Origin of the sequence: Streptomyces sp. NPDC005728 (genome assembly GCF_040630895.1) — a bacterium.
Classification (GTDB): domain Bacteria; phylum Actinomycetota; class Actinomycetes; order Streptomycetales; family Streptomycetaceae; genus Streptomyces.
Genome location: NZ_JBEXYL010000123.1, coordinates 1 through 20,622, shown reverse-complemented (window position 1 = coordinate 20,622; position 20,622 = coordinate 1). Strand labels below are relative to the sequence as shown.

Sequence of the window (20,622 nt, the reverse complement as noted above, 5' to 3'; positions counted from 1 at the left end):
CGGCTTCCGTCTCGCCGTCGTCGATACCGGACAGACCGTACCGCGTGACACGTGCACGGCCAAGACCACCCCCACCAGCCGTGATCTTCCTCTCGCGTCAGGTGGCCGGTCCAGTGACCAGTGGGCCGGCGGTGGCGGAAGTCGGGCGGCCGAGCTTGCTCTCTCGCTGTCCTGAGACGGCCGAACCGGCCGTGCGCAGGACGTCGTTGACTAAGGTCCGCCACGAACTTCTCATGCCGATCGGCCCGAGGATTCGTTGCGGTGCGGGTTTCAGGAATTCGCACGCCGCCGCGGCGGTGTGAAGGCGTACAGGTCGAGGATGTCCGGCTGGGGAGCCACGCCCGGGCCACCGGCACGCGCCCAGGCGGCGATGTCCTCGGTCGCGTCCGGATCGTTGACCAGGCCGAGCCAGACCGGACGCGCACCAGCGGCCCGCCCGGCGGCAGAAGGCTGAACGACGATGACGTTGGCCTGGTCGCAGACGTCGAGGCAGTCGGAAATGCGCACCGGCACCTCCGCACGCAGTCGTGCGGTCTGCGCCGCATGATCCACCCCGGTCACCTTGGGGCTGCCGCAGCAGCAGTCCCGGCACACGACGACCCGGCACGGCGCCGGACCGGTCACCTCCTCGGCCGTCTCACTGCCGGACGTCCTCTCCGCCGACCTCTCGGGCATGCGGCACCACTCCTCTCCCGGGGAAATCCGCCCCGGTGTCCATTGAGGAGGCGACCGCGTGAGTCTCCTGGCTCTCGGGTCGTAGCTAGTTCCGCCTTCCCACCCCTACTGGGGAAGTGGCCTGCCGGAACTCGCTCGCCGATCACAGTGGCGGGACCACGCCGGATTCACACCGGCTTCCTCGGACCGCCGTCGCCTTGTCAGGGTCATCATTCCATTACCGGTCCAGACCCCGTCAGTTGGCTGCCGGGTGACCACATCGTCAGGGGCGGAGGAGCGGACTGTTGCCGCACGCGCGGCCGGACATATCCGGGACGGCTGTCACCGGACGGCCGCCCCCGGTGGGCGTTCCCGCAGGGCGCCGTATGCGACGAAGTACGCGGGGAGGCGGCGCAGCCAGCGTGATCCGGTGAGCAGGCGTGCCATGTGCTGGGCCCTCTCCGCGCTGCCGAGGGGCGAGCGGCCCTGCAGGACCGGCCCGATGACGGCCGCGTGGGCCATGCGCTGGAGCGCTTGCGTGGCGACCGTGGTGGGGCGGCGCCGGCGCTGCACACCGCGTACGTCGCGCAGGCCCACGGTCCCCTGGCGCAGGGGCCCGACCAGATAGCGGGCCGCGGCCACGGCGTCCTGGACCGCGAGGTTGATCCCGATGCCGAAGACCGGGGACATGGCGTGCGCGGCGTCGCCGATGCACAGCAGGCCGGGGCGGTGCCAGCGGCGCAGGCGGTCCAGGCGTACGTCGAGGAGCTTGACCTCGTCCCACGAGTGCAGGGCGTTCGTACGGTCGGCGATCCAGGGGACCGCCGTGGTGAACTCGGCGAGGAAGCGGTCCAGGCCCGCGGCGCGGCGCTGCGTGTCGGTGCCCTTGGGGATGAGCGCGGCACACTGCCAGTAGTCGCCACGGTCGATCATCGCGGTGAGGAAGCGGTCGCCTGCGCCGCCGACGAGTCCGCGTGGATCTCCCTCGTGTCGCGGCAGGCGGAACCACCAGGCGTCCATCGGACAGGTGAAGCGGCGCAGCCGGAGTTCCGGCCGGGTACGGGCCAGTGATCCTCGGCCGTCGCAGGCGACGGTGAGAGCCGCGTGGAGTTCGCCGGTGCGGCCGTCGGAGGTGCGGTAACGGACCCCGGTCACCCGTCCGGACTCGACCAGGAAGGAAGTCACTTCGGTGTTCATCCGCAGGTGGAAGGACGGTTCGCGCCGGGCCTCGTCGGCGAGCAGGTCCAGCAGGTCCCACTGGGGCACCATCGCCACATAGTTGTAGGGGCCGGGCAGCACCGTGAGGTCCGCGACGGTGACCGTCGAGCGGCCGGTTCCGACGGGCAACTGGACGGTGTTCACGCGGCGCTGGGGCAGTCGGGCGAAGCGTTCAGCCAGTCCCAGGTCGTCCAGCAGCGCCAGGGTCGAGGGGTGGACGGTGTCGCCGCGGAAGTCACGCAGGAAGTCGCCGTGCTTCTCCAGCACCGTCACCGGGACGCCGGCGCGGGCCAGCAGCAGGGCGAGCACCATGCCCGCGGGGCCGCCCCCCACTACGCAGCACGTGGTCTGTTCCATTGCAGTCCTGCCCTTCACGAGAGCAGTAATTCATCGGTCGATGAATACTATACTCCTCGGCGCCTCCGCACCCCGTCTCCGGTACCGGCCGGCCGAACATGCCGCCAAGTGGAGCAATCACCGGCGTGCCGCGACCCGGCACAGCAGGCTGAATGTCTTGTCGGGGTCGTGTGACAGGAGTCGCGTGTGCGAAGGCTGCGTAAGCCGAGCCGTCAGGCATGTGGTCCGCCCGTACGCCATGCCTGCCGGGCTGCTCCGGCAGCTCCGTCGGCTTGCCCAGCTCCGGCAGCCGAGACGGCGTGCGCGCGCAGGAGCTACGGGTGAGGCACCGGCACACCCGTGGGGAGCCGGAGGCCGCCATGGCCGTACGGACGCAGCTGCCCGCGCCCCCGGCGTGGATGCGCTGGCTCCCGGTCCTGTACGTCATCGTGCTTCTGCTGCTCGAACCTCTGACACCCGTGGACTGGCCGGTGAGCTTCGCGCTGATCGCCGTTCCTCTGGTGACCGCCTTCGCCCACGGCCCCCTCGTCGTCGCCGGCGCCACGGTGTTCGCCGTCGGCTTCGAAGGTGTGCTGGCCGGTACCCCGTGCTGTGCGGGCCGATCCGTCGGCTACCTGTGGGACCGCCACTATGTGGCGTCCTACATCTGCACTGCCTTGGTGGGCGCGCTCGGCACGATCCTGGCCGCCCATCGGACGCGCCGTGACCGCATGCTCGCCGACGTGCGCTTCGTGGCCGAGATCGCGCAGCGCGTCCTGCTCAGACCGGTCCCGCACCGGATCGGCAACCTGCGCCTCGAGAGCCTGTACCTGTCCGCCGCTGCGGAAGCACGCATCGGCGGCGACCTCTACGAGGCCGTCCCCACTCCGTACGGGGTCCGGCTGCTCATCGGCGACGTCCGCGGCAAGGGGCTGCTCGCGGTCGAGACCGCCGCCGCCCTGCTCGGCGCGTTCCGCGAGGCGGCCCATGACGAACCGGACCTTCCCACTCTGGCGGACCACGTGGAGACGAGCATGGACCGCAGGGCGATGCAGCTGGGCGGAACGGAGCTGGGCGAGCGGTTCGTCACCGCCGTCTTCGCAGAGATCCCCAGCGACGGGCATGTCGTCCGGGTCGTCAACTGCGGCCATCCGCCCCCGCTCCTCATCCGCCCCGACGAGGTACGCGAGCTGGACCGGGGGAACTCGGGTCCGCCGCTGAACCTCGGCATGCTCGTCGAAGACCTGTATCACGTCGACATCTACGACTTCCGTCCCGGCGAAGAGCTCCTGCTGTACACGGACGGCATCACGGAGACCCGCGACTCCTCCGGCACCTTCTACCCCCTGCTCGAGCGTCTCCGCTCCTGGGGGCCTCTGCCGCCCGAAGAACTGCTGGAACGGCTCCACAGCGACCTGCTGGCATATAGCGCCGACGGCCTGCAGGACGACACCGCGGCACTCACCGTCTGCCTGGTCGCCGACGAACCGGCCGCATCGGCCGGGCCGACGGCCCGGGAGCGCCGGAGCGGCGAGCCGGGGTGACAGCGGGCGCACTGCTCCGGCGTCGGGATACGTGCCGACGCAGTCCGGGAGCCTTCGAGGTGCCGGACGGCGTGGTAGCGTCCCGCCGGAGGCTCGGACGTGCCTGCCCCGGACGAGATGTGCGCCGTACCCGGTCCGCCAAGACGACGCATACACGGAGACATCGTGAGCAGCGGCACGCATCTCATCGACTTCCCCCGCGTCCCTCCCCCGGCGCACCCTCTGGACGTCCGGTGGATCCACGGTTCGCCGTCGGCCAAGCACAACACGGACCCGGACATCCAGGTCCACGCGTACGACGAGCACACGTTCATCCTGCGGCAGAACATGGCGGTCCATTACGAGGCACCGTTCCTGTTCCTGCTGTGCGGCAACGAACGGGCGGTGCTGATCGACACCGGTGCGACCGAGTCCGCCGAGTTCTTCCCCCTGCGGCGAGTGGTCGACGGGCTCCTCGCGGACTGGCTCGACCGGCATCCCCGGGACGGCTACCACCTCCTCGTACTGCACACCCACGGGCACGGTGACCACGTCGCGGGCGACGGCCAGTTCGCCGAGCGCCCCGACACCACGGTGGTGGGCGCCGACCGCGCCACCGCCTGGCGGTACTTCGGGTTCGACACGGATCCGGAAGCCGTCGCCCCTGTCGATCTGGGCGGCCGGGTCCTGGAGTGCCTGGCCACCCCGGGCCACCACGAGGCCGCCGTCAGCTTCTACGACCCGCCGACCGGCCTCCTGCTCACCGGGGACAGCGTCTACCCCGGGCGGCTCTACCTCCAGGACGTCCCGGCCTTCACCCGCAGCATCGAGCGCCTGATCGAGTTCGCCGACCGCCGGCCCGTCACCCATGTGCTCGGTTGCCACATCGAGATGACCACCGAGCCGGGCGTGGACTACCCGGTCCGCACCACCTACCAGCCCGACGAGCCCCCGCTGCAGCTCACCCCGGCCCACCTCCGGCGGATCCGGGACGCGCTCGCCCGGCTCGGCGACGACCGCACCTGGCGCGCCCACTCCGACTTCGTCCTCTGCCCCTCGGACTGAGCGTTCCAGGGCGGACCCGTCCTCGGCCTACGCCGTCGACGCCGCTGCCTGAGCCCTCGTCGGGCCGGTTCCTCTGGCGGCCGTCGCCTCGCCGTCCCGGGGTGGCGCTCCCCCGTCGCGGTGAATCGATTTTTTGGTGCCGGTCAGGGGCGCGCCCGTCCCGCCCCGCCGGGCGGCGACGATCTCCGCCACGATCGACAGGGCGGTCTCCTCCGGTGTACGGGCGCCGAGGTCGAGGCCGATCGGGGAGCGCAGCCGGGCCAGCTCCCGCTCGCTGACGCCTTCTTCGCGCAGACGCCGATTGCGTTCCTCGTGGGTGCGACGCGAGCCCATCGCGCCGACGAAGGACACCGGCATCGCGAGGGCCGCCTTCAGCAGGGGTACGTCGAACTTCGCGTCGTGGGTGAGCACGCACAGGACCGTACGGCCGTCGGTTCCGGTGCGGCGCAGGTAGCGGTGGGGCCAGTCGACGACGACCTCGTCGGCGTCGGGGAAGCGGGCTTGCGTGGCGAAGACGGGGCGGGCGTCGCACACCGTCACGTGGTAGCCGAGGAACTTGCCGGCACGCGCCAGTGCGGACGCGAAGTCGACCGCGCCGAATACGATCATGCGCGGGGGCGGCACGTTCGACTCGACGAGCAGGGTGACGCCTCCGGGGCAGTGCGAGCCGTCCGCGGCGATGTCCACGGTGCCGGTGCGCCCTGCCTCCAGCAGGGCGCGGGCCTCGGCCGCTGCCGTCCGGTCCAGGTCCGGACGGCCGCCGAGTCCGCCGTCGTACGTGCCGTCGGGCCGCACGAGCAGGGCCCGGCCGAGGAGTTCCGCCGGGCCGCGGGCGACCCGTGCGAGGGCCGCCGGTTCGCCCCGGACGGCGGCCGAGAGGGCGGACGTCAGGACCGTGCGGCCGGACGCCGGCCCGGTCACCGGCGTGATCAGCACCTCGATGGTCCCGCCGCAGGTCAGTCCCACGGCGAAGGCGTCCTCGTCGCTGTAGCCGAATCGTTCCGTGACGCTCTCGCCCGTCCGGAGCGACTGCCGGCACAGGTCGTAGACCGCGCCCTCCACGCACCCGCCGGAGACCGAGCCGATGACGGTGCCCTCGTCGTCGACGGCGAGGGCGGCGCCGGGTCCGCGTGGCGCGCTGCCGCCCACCGCCAGCACGGTGGCGACGGCGAAGTCCCGGCCCTCCTCGATCCAGCGGAGCAACTCCTCGGCGACGTCAAGCACGTGGCGCTCCCGCCCGGATGACACGGTCCGGCCTGATCGGCAGATTGCGGTGGCGTTCGCCGGTCGCGTGCCAGACCGCGTTGGCGATGGCGGCCGCTGCGCCCACGATGCCGATCTCGCCGATGCCCCTGATCCCGACCGGGTCCTTGGGGTCCGGGTCCTCGATCCAGTCGGCTTCGATGTGCGGGACGTCGGCGTGTGTGGCCACGTGGTAGCCCGCGAGGTCTGCGCCGACGTGGCCGCCCGAGGCGCCGTCCCGGACGGCCTCCTCGTGCAGGGCCATGGAGATGCCCCAGATCATGCCGCCCAGGAACTGTCCGCGTGCGGTGAGCGGGTTGACGATCCGGCCGGCCGCGAAGATGCCGAGCATCCGCCGCACGCGCACCTCGCCGGTGGTGACGTCCACAGCCACCTCGGCGAACTGCGCCCCGTAGGAGTGGCGTTCGGCGGGGGCGAGAGCGCCGATGGCCGCGGTGGTGTCCGACCGTACGGTGATTCCCTCCGGGGGGATGTCGCTGCTCAGGGCCATCCTGTCGCGCAGTTCGTCAGCCGCGACGGTGACCGCCCACGCCCAGGAGCGGGTGCCCATGGACCCGCCGGCGATCATCGCCGGTCCGAAGTCGCTGTCGCCGATGCGCACGTGCACGCGCTCCGGGGGCACGCGGAGCGCGTCCGCGGCGACCAGGGTGAGCGCCGTACGGGCCCCGGTGCCGATGTCGGCCGCGGCGATCCGGACGGTGAAGGTGCCGTCCGCGTGGGCGGTCAACGCAGCCGTGGACGGCGCGGCGCCCGCGCCGAAGGAGGCCGCCGCCATGCCGGTGCCGAGCAGCCAGCGGCCGTCCCTGCGCAGGCCGGGGCGCGGGTCCCGGTCCGCCCAGCCGAACCTGCGGGCTCCCTCCCGGTAGCAGTCGGGCAGACTACGGCCGGCGAAGGGCAGGCCGGAGACCGGTCCCTTGTCGGGTTCGTTGCGCAGCCGCAGCTCGATCGGGTCGATCCCGCACTTCTCGGCGAGTTCGTCGAGCGCCGCCTCCAGGGCGAACGAGCCCGGTGCCTCACCCGGGGCGCGCATCCACGTGGGGGTCGGTACGTCGAGCCGTACGACGCGGTTGGCGGTGTGGTGGGCGTCGGCGTCATACATCACCCGGGCCACTCCGGCGCTCGGTTCGATGAACTCGTGCACGGTGGAGGTGAGGCTGACGGAGCGGTGGTCCAGCGCGCGCAGCCGTCCGTCGGGGCCGGCGCCGAGCCTGACGCGCTGGGTGGTGGGGCTGCGGTAGCCGGCCAGCGAGAACATCTGACGGCGGGTCAGGATCACGCGTACGGGGCGCTGCAGGACCGTGGCGGCCATGACGGCGGCCACCTGGTGGGCGCGGACGCCCTTGCTGCCGAAGCCGCCTCCCACGTGTTCGGAGCGTACGCGCACCGCGGCCGGGTCGAGCGAGAAGAGGTTGGCGAGTTCGCCGACGATCCAGGTGGCGCCCTGGTTGGAGTCGACCACCTCGAGCCGGCCGTCCTCCCAGCGGGCGGTTGCCGCATGCGGTTCCATCGGGTTGTGGTGCTCTTCGGGGGTGGTGTACTCGGCGTCCAGGACGACGGCCGACGCGGCCAGTTCGGCGTCGAGGTCACCCTTCTCCGTCACCGCCGGCGTATGGCTGTCCAGCGGGTAGGCGTCCGGGTGTCCGCCGGTGAAGTCGACGTCGTGGGGCTCCTGTTCGTAGTGCACGATCAGTGCCTCGGCGGCCTCCCTGGCCTGCTCGGAGGTCTCGGCGACGACCAGCGCCACGGGCCAGCCCACGTGCGGCACCCGGTCGTGCTGGAAGACGGCGCAGGTCGGGTCCGGCTTCGAACCCATCAGACCGGGGTAGTCGGTCTCGACGCGCGGGGCGTTGCGGTGGTCCAGGACGGCGAGGACGCCCGGCATGGCGAGGACGGGGGCGGTGTCGAGGGCGCTGATGCGGCCGCGGGCGACGGTGGACAGCACCAGCCAGCCGTGCGCGAGGTCCGTGAAGGGGATCTCTCCCGCGTAGCGGGCCGCTCCGGTGACCTTGTCCCTGCCTTCGACGCGGGTGTGTGCGGTGCCGACGGAGGGGGTCGGCGTGAACGTCCCGGTGGTGACGGTGGTCATCGGGCGGCCTCCTCGGCGAGTTCGGTCAGCACGGCCACCACGAGGTTGTGCATCAGGGTCACCTTGTATCCGTTGTGCGGCAGCGGTCGCGCCGCGGTCAGCTCGGCGGCGGCCGCGGCGGCGTAGGTCTCGGCGTCGGCCGGCGCACCGGTCAGGACGCGTTCGGCCGCGAGGGCCCGCCACGGCCGGGAGGCGACCGCGCCGAAAGCGAGGCGGACGTCCCGGATGACACCGTCACGGACGTCGAGCGCGGCGGCGAGGGAGCCGATGGCGAACGCGTACGAAGCGCGCTCGCGCACCTTGCGGTAGCGGGAGTGGGCGGCGACCGGGGTGGGCGGCAGTGTGACGCCGGTGATCAGCGCACCCGGGGGCAGGGCGGTCTCGTGGTGCGGGGTGTCGCCGACGGGCACGTAGAACGCGCCGATGGGCGACTCGCCCGGCCCGTCCGCGGTTTCGTAGTGGACGACGGCGTCGAAGACGGTGAGGGCGACGGCCATGTCCGAGGGGTGTACGGCCACACAGTGGTCGGAGGCGCCCAGGATCGCGTGGTTGTGGTGTTCGCCCTCGACTGCGGGGCAACCGCTGCCGGGGACACGCTTGTTGCAGGGCTTGGTGACGTCGGTGAAGTAGCCGCAGCGGGTGCGCTGCAGCAGGTTCCCGCCGACCGTGGCCATGTTGCGCAGCTGTCCGGACGCACCGGCCAGCACGGCCTGCGCCAGCGCCGGGTAGCGCCGCCGGACCTCGGGGTGGGCGGCCAGGTCGGCGTTGGTGACGGTGGCGCCGATCCGCAGCCCGCCCTCCCGCGTCGGCTCGATCTCGTCGAGCGGGAGTTCGCGGATGTCGACGAGCCGGGCGGGTCGTTCCACGCCGGCCTTCATGAGATCCACGAGGTTGGTGCCGCCGCCGAGGAAGCGCGCGTCCGGATCGGCACCGAGCACCGCCACCGCGCCGGCGACGTCGGACGCCCGCTGATAGTCGAACTCCCTCATGCCACGGCCTCCTTCGTCGCCGCTTCGGAACCGGTGTCCGTCCCCGCCTCGGGGCTCACGCGCGCCACGGAGGTGGTGTCCGGGTCCGCCCCGGCCGCGGCAGCACGGGCCACCGCCTCGACGATCGGGACGTACGCGCCGCACCGGCACAGGTTGCCGCTCATCCGCTCGCGGATCTCCTCGGCCGACAGGGGTGGCGGTGCCGCTTCGGGCCGGATGTCGTCGGTGACGGCGCTCGGCCAGCCCGCCGCGTGCTCCTGGATCACCCCGATCGCGGAACAGATCTGTCCGGGGGTGCAGTAGCCGCACTGGAAGCCGTCCAGTTCGAGGAAGGCCTGCTGCACGGGGTGCAAGTGCTCGCCGTCGGCCAGGCCTTCGACGGTGGTGATCGCGCGACCCTCGGCCGCCACGGCCAGTTGCAGGCAGGCGACGGTCCGGCGGCCGTCGAGCAGGACGGTGCAGGCGCCGCATTGGCCCTGGTCGCAGCCCTTCTTGGAACCGGTCAGATCGAGGCGCTCGCGCAGTGCGTCGAGCAGGGTGGTGCGGTGGTCGACGGGCAGTGTGTACTTCTCGCCGTTGATGTTCAAGGTGATGACACTGGACGTCGATTGGGCCATGAGAAGCTTCTTTCGCGTTTCCAGGACAGATGGGGGTGGTCCGGCAGCCGTGGCCGGATGTCGTGGGGGGGTGCATGGTGAGGGCTTGGTGCCGCACGAACGAGCCGCATGCGCGCGATGCTGAGGCAGAAGATGGCAGCTCATGACTGCCGTAGGGCCTTGTCCACGGCTATCGTGGACACAACCGGACAGCTGTCCGGTACCTGAGAACGTACCGGACAGCTGTCCGGTTAGCAAGGGCGAGGTTCGGCCACGCACCCTGGAGGAGGACGAGTGCAGCAGAAGAAGGACGCACCCCTGCGCTCGGACGCGCAGCGCAACCGTGAGCGCATCCTGGAAGTGGCAGTCGCCGAGCTGACGGCGTGTGCGGATGCCCCGCTGAGCGCGATCGCCAAGAAGGCCGGCGTCGGACAGGGCACGTTCTACCGCAACTTCCCCAACCGCGAGGCGCTCGTCCTGGAGATCTACCGCCACGAGATGCAGCAGGTCGCCGACAGCGCCGCCCAGCTGCTCGAGACCCGGGAGCCCGAGCAGGCCCTGCGTGCCTGGATGGACCGACTCGCCGAGTTCGCCATGACCAAGGCAGGCCTGGCCGACGCGATACGGCAGGTCACCGGCGCACCGGGCGGCCCGGCGAAGCCGGCCCCCACGCCGGTGACCTCCGCGGCGGATCTCCTGCTGCGGGCGAACGAGGAGGCCGGCACCGTCCGCTCCGACATCACCGCGGACGACTTCATGCTCGCCATAGCGGGCCTCTGGCAGCTGGACCCGCAGGACGACTGGCGGCCACGCGCCGCCCGGCTCCTCGACCTCGTCATGGACGGCCTGCGCACGGGGGCGCCCGGCCGGTGAGCGCCGCGCTGCGGGCGGTGGGCGGCTGGCGGCTGGCGGCTGGCGGCTGGCGGCTGGCGGCTGGCGGCTGGCGGCTGGCGGATCATGAAGTTGTCAGGCGAGGTCTTCGGCGGACTTCGCTCCCTGTTCCCGCAGCCAGGCGACCAGGGCGGGGTGACCGGAGCGGCGGGCGGCATCGAGCGCGGTCAGCTCGTCGTGGCCGATCCAGTTGACGTCACCGCCGTGCTCCAGCAGCTGAGCGGCGATCTGCTGCTGTCCACCGTGGCAGGCGCACCACACCGCGTTGGTGAGGTCCTCGCCGCTCGGCGGCTCGGTACGGGGCGGGAGGAACGCGGCGACGCGGTCGGCAGCGCCGAGCGCGGCGGCCTGCCACAGGGTGGTGCGGGCACCGCGGTCGAGCAGGCGCCGGGCGGCATTCCACTGACCGAAGGCGACCGCGTCGGCGATCGGCGTCCCGCCGCCGATGACCCCGCCGTCGGCTTCGATGTCCGCACCGAGGTCGAGCAGGGTGTCGAGCACGGGGACGTCGTCCGTGCTGGCCGCCCAGTGCAGCGGGGTCTCGCGATGCGGGCCGGTGAACGGTGCGTTGACGTCCGCTCCCGCCGCGGCCAGAACGGTCACGGTGTGCGGGCCGCCCGGGAAGTGGCCGGGCCAGTCGGTGACGACGTGCAAGAGGGTGCGGGCGTTGTCCGTACTGCCCAGTCTGGCTGTGGCCAGGCCCGGATGTGCGGCGAGCAGGTCCTGCAGTGCCGCCACGTGGCCGGTGCGGATCGCCTCGACGGCGGCACGGGCCGGCGGCGCGGTCATGTCGAGCAGCATCGGGCTACCTCCCAGTTCACCACCTGGGTACCACGGGCCACTGACAACCGCTGCGCCGGCCGACACGCGCGTCCGAACGGGTGAGACAGGAACGCTTCTGCTCGGCCGGCCCGCATACGAGCGCGCGGGCGGACCAAGGGTGCAGATGACCTTGGTCGTCCTCACGAAAAGAGAACCCTGTGCGCCTTCGGAACACCGTCGCCGCCGCTTGCGGTGCCCTCGCCCTCACTGCCGTCCTGGCCACGCCCGCCCAGGCTGCCACCGGCGACTTCAGCTACCAGGCCGTCGGCCTGAACGGCGAGCCCGTGGCGGTCACCCTCCACGACCCGGCGAACGACGAGTGCATCACCATCCCCGAGGCCGCGGACCCGTCCGCCTCCGAGCCCGCCTTCGCCCCGCACAACGACACCGACGCGTTCGCCATCGTCTTCACCGAGCCCGACTGCTCAGGCGACTCCTGGGCTCTCCGACCGCACGGCAACCCGGCCACGGACCGCCTGAAGCTGCGCTCGGTCGTCTTCCTGCGCTGACCCCCTCGACCGGGGCCCCTGCCTGCGGGGCCCCTACCGAACGGGTGTACTCGGAGGCACGGCGTTGCGACCGGCCGCCCGGGGCGGAAGATTGATCTCGTGGCGTTCCAGGAGTTCGACATGCCCGGGGCAGGCGGCGAAGTGCCGGTACTGATCGTCGGTGGTGGGCCGGTCGGGCTCACCGCCCGCGCGCTGCTGGAACGCTGGGGCGTACAGGCACTTCTGGTCGAGAAGCACCGTGAGCTGTCACCCTTTCCCCGGTCCCGGCTGGTCAACGTGCGCTCGATGGAGATCTACCGCCGGCTGGGGCTCGCCGCCAAGATCAGGGACGCCGCGTTCGCACCCGAGTACGGCCGCGTCCGCTTCCGCGACACCCTGCACGACCACGACTTCGCCACAGCCGCGATGGTCGCGGTCAACGCGCCGGTTCCCGCGAGCCCCGTCATCGGCGCGCTCACCTCGCAGGACCGGCTGGAGCCCACCCTGCTGGCCGCAGCGGACGCACCGGTGCGGTTCGGGGTCGAGCTGACCGGTCTGACCGAGGAAGCCGACGGCGTGGTGGCCCTGCTCGTCGACCACCGACGCGGTGAAGAGACGCGCCTGCGTGCCCGCTATGTACTCGCCACCGACGGCGCGAACTCCACCGTCCGGCAGTTGCTGGGAATCGGCACCACCGGCCCCGGAGCGCTGGGCGACTTCACCACCGTCGTGTTCGACGCCGACCTCAAGCGCTGGTGCGCCCGCCAGCCCGCCGGCGTCTACTTCACCGCGCACGGAACATTCGCCCCGCTCTACCCCGAAGGAGGCTGGGCCTGGTTCGGGCCCACGCCGGACGACGCTGTGCGCGCCGACTGGTCCCAGATCGTCTCGCGTGCGCTCGGCCCCGACGCCGACGTACAGGCCGATGTCCTGCGGGTTCAGCACTGGGCGATGAACGCGTTCGTCGCCGAACGCCTCAGCCACGGCCGGATCCTGCTGGCCGGCGATGCCGCGCACGCACTCCCCGTCATCGGCGGCCTCGGCATGAACACCGGCATCGCCGATGTGCACAATCTCTGCTGGAAGCTCGCGGGTGTTCTCACCGGATGGGCCGATCCCGGCCTGCTGGAGACCTACGGGGTGGAACGCCTCCCCGTCGCCCAGGAGACGCTCCGCCAGACGGTCGCCAACACCCATCTCATGGTCCAGGTGGTGAACCGGCGCCGCGAGCAGCTCCAGTCCGGCGAAGCCGCGCCCGCCCAGGTCGAACTTCCCTGGTCCGAACGGTACTTCGCCCAGCTCGGTCTGGTGCTGGGTGTCGCCTACAGCTCGGCTGCCGTCCTGGGGGACGGCACCCCGCCCGAGCCGTCCGACCGGGGCACGGACTACGTCCCCACCGCGGAGCCCGGCCATCGCATGCCGCACCTCTGGCTCACGGAGAACCGCTCCACGCTCGACGCGTGCGGCGAATGGTTCACCCTGCTCACCCCGGACCCCACCCACTGGGAGCAACGGACCAGCACATCATGGCCGCTGCACATCGAGACCCTTCCCGACGAGTACACCGACCTCTGCGGACTCCGCCCGCGCGGCGCACTGCTCGTCCGGCCCGACGGCCACATCGGCGCCCGCTGGCAGGACGGCCCACCGAGCGATGCCGTCCTCGACCAGGCCCTCACCGCCCTCACCCGCTCGGCATCCGCCTGACGGCCCAGCGCCCCATGCCGCGAGCGCTGCCGATGCCGTGGCGCCGGGACACCGTCGCCGTCGCCGCCCCCGGGTCAAAGACTCAGCGATATCGCAGCGGCCACACCGCCCAGGCCCAAGGCGAACGCGCCCTCGCCCCAGCCGCCCGTACCCCAGCGGAAGAACCGGTCGACGGCGAGGCGGCCGGGGCCGATGGCCGCGACGGCCAGGGCGACCACGGCGATGCAGACGCTGTACTCCACGCCGCCGTCCGTCTCCCACAGCCCATGGGCGCCGGTGACCGTCGCCATGGCGTTGATCATCACGCCGATGAGGGCGGCGGCCGCGAGAGGAGTGAACAGTCCCAGGGCCAGGCTGAGGCCACCCAGGAATTCGGACAGGCCGCCGATCACCGCGAAGAGTTTGCCCGGGCGGAATCCGAGGCTTGCGAACGCCCGACCGGTCGCGGTCAGGCCGTTTCCCCCGAAGATCCCGAACAGTTTCTGAGCTCCGTGCCCGGCCATCAGCAGCCCGAACGTCAGCCGGATGAGCAGGAGGCCGACGTCGGCCGCGGAGACCGCCGGTCCACCGGTGGCCTGGGCGTGTGATCCCGTAGGACCTGAAGGACGGCGCAAGATGCGATTCGTATCCATGTCGATGCTCCGGCAGGAACCCCCGGAACGGGCGTTACCCCCAGCTCGGGCTGAGCCCGAGGCACCGGTGGCGGTGCGCCCCGCGCCGCATCGCAAAGCGTGGACCACCACTGCCGATCCTTCCGCTCCAACCATGATCATGCATCTGGGCCGGGGGCCGGACACATGGGCACGGATCCCCGACAAGGCCAGGCGGTAGCCTGCTTCTGAGGACAGCCATGGCCGATGAGGTGCGGATCCGGCTCCTCGGCGGTTTCGCCGTGGCGGTCGCGGACCGCCCTGTCGCCGCCGGGGCGTGGCGGCTGCGCAAGGCCCGGAGCGTGCTGAAGCTGCTCTGTCTGTCGCCCGGTCACCGGATGCACCGGGATCGGCTCTACGACGTTCTGTGGCCCGACCTCGACCGGACTGCCGCGTCGAACAACCTGCACCAGGTGCTGTACGCCGTGCGACGTGCTCTGGCCTCCACGGGGGCGCCTGGCGAGATCGTCGTGCTCCGCGACGACATGGTGCTGCTCGGTCCCGACGGCGGGGTGCGGATCGACCTCGACGAGTTCGACGAGGCGGCCCGGCGGGCCTCGGACGGCGGCGGCGCCGCGGACTACCGTGCCGCGCTCGCCCTGGCCGGCCCCGGACTGCTGCCCGAGGACCGGTACGAGCCCTGGGCGACCGAGGCCGCCGAGACGCTGGAGACGCGGTGTACGGCGCTCCGGCTGGGGCTGGGCGAGGTGCTCGAGCACGATCACCACCCGGCCGAGGCCCTCGACGTCCTGCGGGCCCTGGTCGCCGACGACCCTCTGCACGAGCCCGGCCACCGGGCGCTGATGCGGGTACTGGCCGACGCCGGGCGCCGCCGGGAGGCTCTGTCCGCCTACGGGAATCTTCGGGACGCACTCCGCCGTGACACCGGCGCCGACCCCGACCCGCAGACGCGCCGCCTCTACCGCGTGCTGCTCGCCGACTCCGTCGAGGCGCCCGCAGAGCAGCCGGAGACCCCCCGGCATCACCTCCCGGCGCCGGCCACGGCCCTCGTCGGCCGGGAACGCGAGATGGCCGAGGTGGAGACGCTGCTCGGGCGGAGCAGGCTGCTGACCCTCACCGGCGCCGGCGGCTGCGGCAAGACCCGCCTCGCACTCGCCGTGGCGGCCCGACGGGGCGACGACTTCCGGGACGGGGCGTGGTTCGTGGATCTCGCCGGACTGGCGGAACCGCACCTCGTGCCCGAGGCGGTCGCCACGGCCCTGGAACTGCGGCTGCCGCCGTCCGGAGCGGGCCGGGATGCGCTCATCGCCCAGCTCGGCGACCGCGAGATGCTGCTGGTGCTGGACAACTGCGAACACCTGATCGATGCATGCGCCGCCCTGGCCTCGGAGATCCTCTCCCGCTGCCCGGGCGTCTTCGTCCTCGCGACCAGCCGGGAGCCGTTGCGCAGCTACGGGGAACGCACCTTCAGGGTGCCCTCCCTGGGACTGCCGGATCCGCATCGGCTGCCGCCCGTGTCGGAACTGGGCCGCTTCGCCTCCGTACGACTGTTCGTGGAGCGGGCTGCTGACGTGGCTCCCGAGTTCCGGCTGACGCCGGGGAACGCGGAGGCCGTCGCTCAGATCTGTTTCCGGCTCGACGGCATGCCGCTGGCCCTGGAGCTCGCAGCGGCTCGGGTGCCCGTGCTCGCCCCGCGCCAGATCGCCGAACGGCTCGACGACGCGCAGGCGCTGCTCGGGCACGGCAGTCGGCGCGGCGCGACCCGCCAGGAGACCCTGCTGGCCACCTTGGAGTGGAGCCACCGGTTGCTCGACGAGGAGGAACAGCGCCTGTTCCGCCGGCTCGCGGTCTTCGCGGGCGGGTTCTCCCTGGCCGCGGCCGAGGACGTGTGCGCCGACGGCACGCAGGGCAGTTCGGTCCTGGACCTCCTCGGGCGGCTGGCGGACAAGTCCCTGGTGCTGGTGGAGCCCCGGCAGGACGAGGTCCGCTACCGGCTCCTGGAGACGATCCGGCAGTACGCCACGGACCGGCTGCGGGCCGCCGGGGAACTGAGGGCCACCGAGGCCAGGCACCGGCGTTTCTACCTGGCACTCGCCGAGGCGCGGGACCGCGAGCCGCCCACCGGCGTTTCGGGGGCGACGTCGCTGGAGCTGGAGGCCGACTACGGCAATCTCCGGGCCGCCCTGCGCTCTTCGCTGGGCCACGCACCGGACAGCGCGCTGCGGCTGGCGGTGGCCCTGCGCTCGTTCTGGCCCGAACGGGGGCGCCTTGCCGAGGGCCGGCGCTGGTTGGACGACACGCTGGCCGCCGCACCGGAGCCCACCCCTCAGCGGGCCAGAGCGCTGATGGGGCGGGCCGTGCTGGCGATCCGCCTCGGTGACGGCTCCCCGCTGGAGGACATCGCCGAGCAGATCGTCGGGATCCACCGACTGCGGCCGGACGACCCGGCGGCGCTGGCGTACGCCCACTGTCAGCAGGCGGTCCTGCTCTGGATGCGTGGCGCGTGGGACCGCGCCCGCACCGCTCTCGACCTGGCCCGCGGCCTCGCCCTCGACACGGGCACCCCTTCGGTCCTCGCCGCTGCCGCGCATCTCGACGGAGTCTGGGCCGTCTGCCGTGGCGAGGGCTCCGTGGCGGCCGAAGCCTGCCGGGAGAGTCTCCGGCTGCTGGCCGACGTCGACACCGAGAGCGGGCCGTTCTTCCCGGTCATGACGCCGGGGTACGCGGTCGGGGTCGACGCGGCGGGGCAGGTGTCGCTGTTCTTCGAGGAGACGGTGCTCGCCGGCCGTGCGGTCGGCCCGTCCCGGGCCCGCGGCTACGCCCTGGCCGAGCTGGCATGGGCGAGCCGCCTCGACGGCGACTTCGATGCCGCCGCCCTGGCGGCCGAACGCAGCGTCGACTGTTTCCGCGCGCTCGCCGACCCGCACGGCGAGTCCCTGGCCCTCAACACGCTCGGCAACCTCCACCGCGGCCGGGGCGACCGCGACGCGGCACGGACCTACCTCGACGCGGCGCTGGCGATCAGGCGCCGGCTCGGCGACCGCCGGGAGGAAGGCATCACCCTCGGCTGCCTCGGCATGCTCCACCTCGCCGGCGGGGACACCGAGAGCGCGCAGACCATCCTCTCCCGCGTTCTCGCCGGCTTCGAGGAGGCCGACGACATCCCAGGCATCACCAACAGCCTGCTCCACCTCGGGCTCGTGGCCCGAGCCGCGGGAGACACGGCACGCGCACGCACCCTGCTGACCCGCGCGCAGCGCCTGGAACACGTCGCCGGGTCGACCTGCGCCGCAGGATGGGTGGCCCTCATCCTGGCGCGGCTCCAGTGGCAGGCGGGCGACAGCGGCGCCGCCGAGGCGACGGCGGCCCGGGCCGGTGACCTCTTCACGCGCCTCGGCGACACCCGCGGCCCGGGAGTCCTGCGGCGCACGCTGCCACCGGCGACCTCCTCCAAAGCGGGTGCTGAGTGAGTGCTAAGAGGCGCCGCATACGGTCCTGACCATCAGCCCGAACACCTACACCCGCACCGAGGAGCCGACCATGTCGACCGACACGGCAAAGGGCATCCTGGGGGACGCCACCATCGCCGAACTGGAAGCCGCCCTGCGCGGCACCGTCGTCCGCCCCGGCGACGCCGAGTACGACCAGGCCCGCTCGGTCTGGAACGGGGCCCACGACAAGCATCCGGCCCTGATCGTGCGCTGCGCCGGGACCGCGGACGTGATGCGCGCCGTCGAGTTCGCACGCAGCCAGGACCTGCTCGTCGCCGTGCGCGGCGGCGCCCACAGCATCGCCGGGTTCTCGACCTGCGAGGACGGCATCGTCATCGACCTGTCGCCCATGAAGGGCGCCATGGTGGATCCCGTACGACGCCGGGTGATCGCCCAGGCCGGCCTGACCTGGGGCGACCTCGACCACGAAACCCAGGCCTTCGGTCTGGCCGTGACCGGTGGCCTGATCTCCACGACCGGTATCGCCGGGTTCACGCTGGGCGGCGGAGTGGGCTGGCTGTTGCGCCGGCACGGCCTGGCCTCCGACAACCTGACGGCGGCCGAAGTCGTCACCGCGGACGGCCGCGTGCTGCGCGCCGACCCGCACGAGCACCCTGAACTCTTCTGGGCCCTGCGGGGCGGCGGCGGCAACTTCGGTGTCGTGACGTCGTTCGAGTACCAACTGCACCCGGTGGGGCCGCAGGTCCTGGCCGGTCTGATCGTGTATCCGCTGGAGGAGGCCCGGCAGGTGGTCACGGGCTGGCGTGAGCTGACCGCGCGCCTGCCCGACGAGCTGACGACGGTGGTCAACCTGACCACGGCACCTCCCCTGCCCTTCCTGCCCCCGGAGGTCCACGGCACCCGTGTCGCGGTGCTGCTCGGCATGTACGCGGGCGATCCGGCAGTCGGCGAGGAGGCCGTCGGTCCGCTGCGCACCCTGGGGACACCCATCGCCGACCTCATGGGCCCCATGTCGTACACGGCCATGCAGTCCCTGCTCGACCCGCTGTGGACGGCCGGTGACCACAACTACTTCACGTCGGCGTTCATCGAGCCGTCCGACGCCGCGCTCGACGCGGTGCTGCGACACCACCTGACGACACCGACGCCCTTCAGTGAACTGCATCTGCACCAACTGGGCGGCGCCTTCGCCCGCGTGCCCGCCGGGGCCACGGCCTTCAGCCAGCGGGACCCGAGCGTGCTGTGCAACGTGATCGCACGATCCCCCGACGCGACGGCCTTCGACTCCCATGTCGCCTGGGCCCGCAACGCCCGCGAGGAGATCGCACGTCATGGCCACGGGGCGATGTACGTCAACTTCACCGGCGACGCCGCCGAGGACAAGGTGCGCGCCTCCTACCCTGCGGCGGTGCACGAACGGCTGGTGAGGGTCAAGGACGCGTACGACCCCACGAACCTGTTCCGCCTCAACCAGAACATCCGCCCCTCGACCGGCGCGTGACCGCCCCTCCTCGGACGCTCACGGAGAGCGACTCCTTGGCCCTCAGTCGATGGAGTCCATCCCTGATCTTGCGTGGGTATCCCCGGCTTCAGCCGGGGAGTGAAACGCATCCTCAGACCGGAGGCGCGCAGCGCCGGAGTTCGCTCCGTCTCTGGGGTGACGGTCAGATGGGTCGCTTCTGTCCCTCGATATACTGGCGGACGATGCTGATCGGTGTACCGCCGCACGACCCGGCGAAATAGGACCGGGACCAGAAGACGCAGCCCAGCCCGATGCGGTTGATGCGGCCTGGGTACTCGGCGCGCAGGTACCGGGAGCTGACACCCTTCAAGTTGTTGATCAGCTTCGACAGGGCGACCTTCGGCGGGTAATGCACGAGCATGTGGACGTGATCGCGCTCGCCGTTGAACTCCCTCAGCTCCGTCTCGAAGCCGGCGCACACCGATCGCATGATCTCCTCGCACCGCTTCGGCATGGCGTCATCGAACACGTCCTTGCGGTACTTGGTGACAAACACCAAGTGGGCGTGGAGGTTGTGGTCGACGTGGCGGCCGGTGCGGATATCGGGGTAGTTTGCGGTTGATCTCGTCCGCGTGGTCGATCTGCGGTCCGTGGCCGGTGTTGGAGATGATTTCGGCTCGGGCGCCCGGCACCAGGCGCGGGATGCGCTCGACCTGCCTGTGCGGGTGCACGAGCAGGCTGCGCTTGCCGAGCACCAGGTAGAGCGGGCGCAGCCTAGAGCGCACTGACCGCTCTCCTCGGGCAGGCACAGGAGAGCGGCCTCGTTCAGCCCGGCCTGGACGCGCAGTTGGAAGCCGTGAGCCTGCTCGCCATGTCCGCAGGGCCCGGCACCAGCATCCTGGTCGGCCAACGCAGTCCGGAGGCCGCCGCGAAAGTTCTGGACCACCACCTGGACCGGATCTTCACCACCCCGGAGAGCTGACTCGCTTCGAAAGTGCTTCCGTTGCAAAGTGCAGTCCGTCGTCACGCCTGCTGAGGCCCTGTCAGGAGTGTGCGGACGGACGCAGAAGAGAGGCGTACCGGCGGGCGCGGCTGTGACTGATGCGGCGCAGTTCGGTGACCGCGTTGGTGTGGCTGGCGGGGTGCTGGGCCAGGGAGCGGGCCGTTCCCAGCATGGTGTAGGCGATGTGGACGTGGCGCTCGCCGTCGATGAGGTCGGCGTGGAGCAAGGCGGTCCGCGCCCGTGCCAGGCCGGGATGCTGCGCGCCCAGTTCGGCCAGGGGCGTCGGCAGTTCCCTGAGGAGCCGGGACAGGGCCCGCCGGTAGTGACGGTAGGTCAGATGCATCCGTCCGCTCAGAGGCTGTGGCTGGGCGGGCGTGTCCAGTCCGGGGCGTATCTCGGCACTGTAGTGGGCCGTCGGCAGGGCGCAGGCGTGAGCGACCGCGGCGGGCAGTCCCT

16 protein-coding genes, 3 pseudogenes and 2 riboswitches are annotated in these 20,622 nt (G+C 71.9%); of the genes and pseudogenes, 8 read left to right on the top strand and 11 right to left on the bottom strand.

The window, feature by feature from the left end; translation table 11 throughout:
- Window positions 1-270 precede the first annotated feature (270 nt).
- Window positions 271-675, bottom strand: coding sequence for a (2Fe-2S) ferredoxin domain-containing protein (locus tag ABZ471_RS42275; RefSeq protein WP_359074369.1), 405 nt, complete (start codon window positions 673-675; stop codon window positions 271-273).
- Between the two features lie 60 nt (window positions 676-735).
- A riboswitch (cobalamin riboswitch) is annotated at window positions 736-858 on the bottom strand.
- Window positions 859-996: 138 nt separating this feature from the next.
- Entirely contained in the window at window positions 997-2,229 is a 1,233-nt protein-coding gene (locus ABZ471_RS42270) for an FAD-dependent oxidoreductase (RefSeq protein WP_359074367.1), read from the bottom strand.
- Window positions 2,230-2,549: 320 nt separating this feature from the next.
- Here ABZ471_RS42270 and ABZ471_RS42265 point away from each other — a divergent pair, with 320 nt between their 5' ends.
- The gene (locus tag ABZ471_RS42265) at window positions 2,550-3,752 is read left to right on the top strand and encodes a PP2C family protein-serine/threonine phosphatase (RefSeq protein WP_359074365.1); all 1,203 of its coding nucleotides are present in this window, start codon (window positions 2,550-2,552) and stop codon (window positions 3,750-3,752) included.
- A gap of 85 nt (window positions 3,753-3,837) precedes the next feature.
- Window positions 3,838-3,905: riboswitch (guanidine-III (ykkC-III) riboswitch) on the top strand.
- A 12-nt stretch (window positions 3,906-3,917) separates the two neighbouring features.
- On the top strand, window positions 3,918-4,796 hold the full coding sequence (locus ABZ471_RS42260) for an MBL fold metallo-hydrolase (RefSeq protein WP_359074363.1): 879 nt from the start codon (window positions 3,918-3,920) through the stop codon (window positions 4,794-4,796).
- A gap of 27 nt (window positions 4,797-4,823) precedes the next feature.
- Here the strand turns inward: ABZ471_RS42260 and ABZ471_RS42255 are convergent, their stop codons facing one another.
- From ABZ471_RS42255 to ABZ471_RS42240, 4 genes are read right to left on the bottom strand one after another with little or no spacing between them, the layout of a single operon-like run.
- Window positions 4,824-6,020 carry an XdhC/CoxI family protein gene (locus ABZ471_RS42255; RefSeq protein ID WP_359074361.1) on the bottom strand — a complete coding sequence of 399 codons (1,197 nt, stop codon included), beginning with the start codon at window positions 6,018-6,020 and terminating at the stop codon, window positions 4,824-4,826.
- A complete protein-coding gene (locus tag ABZ471_RS42250) occupies window positions 6,013-8,145 on the bottom strand; it encodes a xanthine dehydrogenase family protein molybdopterin-binding subunit (protein ID WP_359074359.1) in 2,133 nt (710 codons plus the stop codon). Before ABZ471_RS42250 ends, ABZ471_RS42255 begins: the two co-directional genes overlap by 8 nt.
- Complete coding sequence (locus tag ABZ471_RS42245; RefSeq protein WP_359074357.1) at window positions 8,142-9,134, bottom strand: xanthine dehydrogenase family protein subunit M; 993 nt, start codon at window positions 9,132-9,134, stop codon at window positions 8,142-8,144. The genes ABZ471_RS42250 and ABZ471_RS42245 overlap by 4 nt, the downstream gene beginning before the upstream one ends.
- On the bottom strand, window positions 9,131-9,751 hold the full coding sequence (locus tag ABZ471_RS42240) for a 2Fe-2S iron-sulfur cluster-binding protein (RefSeq protein ID WP_359074355.1): 621 nt from the start codon (window positions 9,749-9,751) through the stop codon (window positions 9,131-9,133). Before ABZ471_RS42240 ends, ABZ471_RS42245 begins: the two co-directional genes overlap by 4 nt.
- A 273-nt stretch (window positions 9,752-10,024) precedes the next feature.
- Between ABZ471_RS42240 and ABZ471_RS42235 the strand changes: the two genes are divergently transcribed.
- The gene (locus ABZ471_RS42235) at window positions 10,025-10,603 is read left to right on the top strand and encodes a TetR/AcrR family transcriptional regulator (protein WP_359074353.1); all 579 of its coding nucleotides are present in this window, start codon (window positions 10,025-10,027) and stop codon (window positions 10,601-10,603) included.
- 93 nt (window positions 10,604-10,696) lie between these two features.
- Here the strand turns inward: ABZ471_RS42235 and ABZ471_RS42230 are convergent, their stop codons facing one another.
- Window positions 10,697-11,410 (bottom strand): ankyrin repeat domain-containing protein, encoded by a 714-nt coding sequence (locus ABZ471_RS42230; protein WP_359074351.1) that lies wholly within the window; start codon window positions 11,408-11,410, stop codon window positions 10,697-10,699.
- 191 nt (window positions 11,411-11,601) lie between these two features.
- Here ABZ471_RS42230 and ABZ471_RS42225 point away from each other — a divergent pair, with 191 nt between their 5' ends.
- Window positions 11,602-11,952, top strand: a complete 351-nt coding sequence (locus tag ABZ471_RS42225) for a hypothetical protein (RefSeq protein ID WP_359074349.1) — start codon at window positions 11,602-11,604, stop codon at window positions 11,950-11,952.
- A 99-nt stretch (window positions 11,953-12,051) separates the two neighbouring features.
- Window positions 12,052-13,638, top strand: coding sequence for an FAD-dependent monooxygenase (locus tag ABZ471_RS42220; protein ID WP_359074347.1), 1,587 nt, complete (start codon window positions 12,052-12,054; stop codon window positions 13,636-13,638).
- Between the two features lie 74 nt (window positions 13,639-13,712).
- Here the strand turns inward: ABZ471_RS42220 and ABZ471_RS42215 are convergent, their stop codons facing one another.
- Entirely contained in the window at window positions 13,713-14,252 is a 540-nt protein-coding gene (locus ABZ471_RS42215) for a DoxX family protein (protein ID WP_359074345.1), read from the bottom strand.
- Between the two features lie 236 nt (window positions 14,253-14,488).
- On the opposite strand from ABZ471_RS42215, the gene ABZ471_RS42210 reads away from it, so the two are divergent.
- Window positions 14,489-17,719, top strand: coding sequence for a BTAD domain-containing putative transcriptional regulator (locus tag ABZ471_RS42210; protein WP_359074343.1), 3,231 nt, complete (start codon window positions 14,489-14,491; stop codon window positions 17,717-17,719).
- A 70-nt stretch (window positions 17,720-17,789) separates the two neighbouring features.
- Complete coding sequence (locus ABZ471_RS42205; RefSeq protein ID WP_359074341.1) at window positions 17,790-19,202, top strand: FAD-binding oxidoreductase; 1,413 nt, start codon at window positions 17,790-17,792, stop codon at window positions 19,200-19,202.
- 163 nt (window positions 19,203-19,365) lie between these two features.
- Here the strand turns inward: ABZ471_RS42205 and tnpA are convergent, their stop codons facing one another.
- Together tnpA and ABZ471_RS42195 are read right to left on the bottom strand one after the other, a co-directional pair.
- A complete protein-coding gene (tnpA, locus tag ABZ471_RS42200; protein ID WP_359074371.1) occupies window positions 19,366-19,764 on the bottom strand; it encodes an IS200/IS605 family transposase in 399 nt (132 codons plus the stop codon).
- Window positions 19,682-19,936, bottom strand: a pseudogene (locus ABZ471_RS42195) (hypothetical protein); the annotation flags it as partial. The gene tnpA and the pseudogene ABZ471_RS42195, both read right to left, overlap by 83 nt.
- Here ABZ471_RS42195 and ABZ471_RS42190 point away from each other — a divergent pair.
- Window positions 19,933-20,145, top strand: a pseudogene (locus ABZ471_RS42190) (TetR family transcriptional regulator C-terminal domain-containing protein); the annotation flags it as partial. The pseudogenes ABZ471_RS42195 and ABZ471_RS42190 overlap by 4 nt on opposite strands.
- Window positions 20,146-20,206: 61 nt before the next feature.
- Here ABZ471_RS42190 and ABZ471_RS42185 read toward each other — a convergent pair.
- Window positions 20,207-20,622: pseudogene (locus ABZ471_RS42185) on the bottom strand (hypothetical protein); the annotation flags it as partial.

Coding starts and splice junctions, on each gene's coding strand:
- ABZ471_RS42245 (WP_359074357.1), bottom strand. CDS start 9,134: ATGAGGGAGTTCGACTATCAGCGGGCGTCCGACGTCGCCGGCGCGGTG.
- ABZ471_RS42250 (WP_359074359.1), bottom strand. CDS start 8,145: ATGACCACCGTCACCACCGGGACGTTCACGCCGACCCCCTCCGTCGGC.
- ABZ471_RS42205 (WP_359074341.1), top strand. CDS start 17,790: ATGTCGACCGACACGGCAAAGGGCATCCTGGGGGACGCCACCATCGCC.
- ABZ471_RS42240 (WP_359074355.1), bottom strand. CDS start 9,751: ATGGCCCAATCGACGTCCAGTGTCATCACCTTGAACATCAACGGCGAG.
- ABZ471_RS42275 (WP_359074369.1), bottom strand. CDS start 675: ATGCCCGAGAGGTCGGCGGAGAGGACGTCCGGCAGTGAGACGGCCGAG.
- ABZ471_RS42230 (WP_359074351.1), bottom strand. CDS start 11,410: ATGACCGCGCCGCCGGCCCGTGCCGCCGTCGAGGCGATCCGCACCGGC.
- ABZ471_RS42210 (WP_359074343.1), top strand. CDS start 14,489: ATGGCCGATGAGGTGCGGATCCGGCTCCTCGGCGGTTTCGCCGTGGCG.
- ABZ471_RS42270 (WP_359074367.1), bottom strand. CDS start 2,229: ATGGAACAGACCACGTGCTGCGTAGTGGGGGGCGGCCCCGCGGGCATG.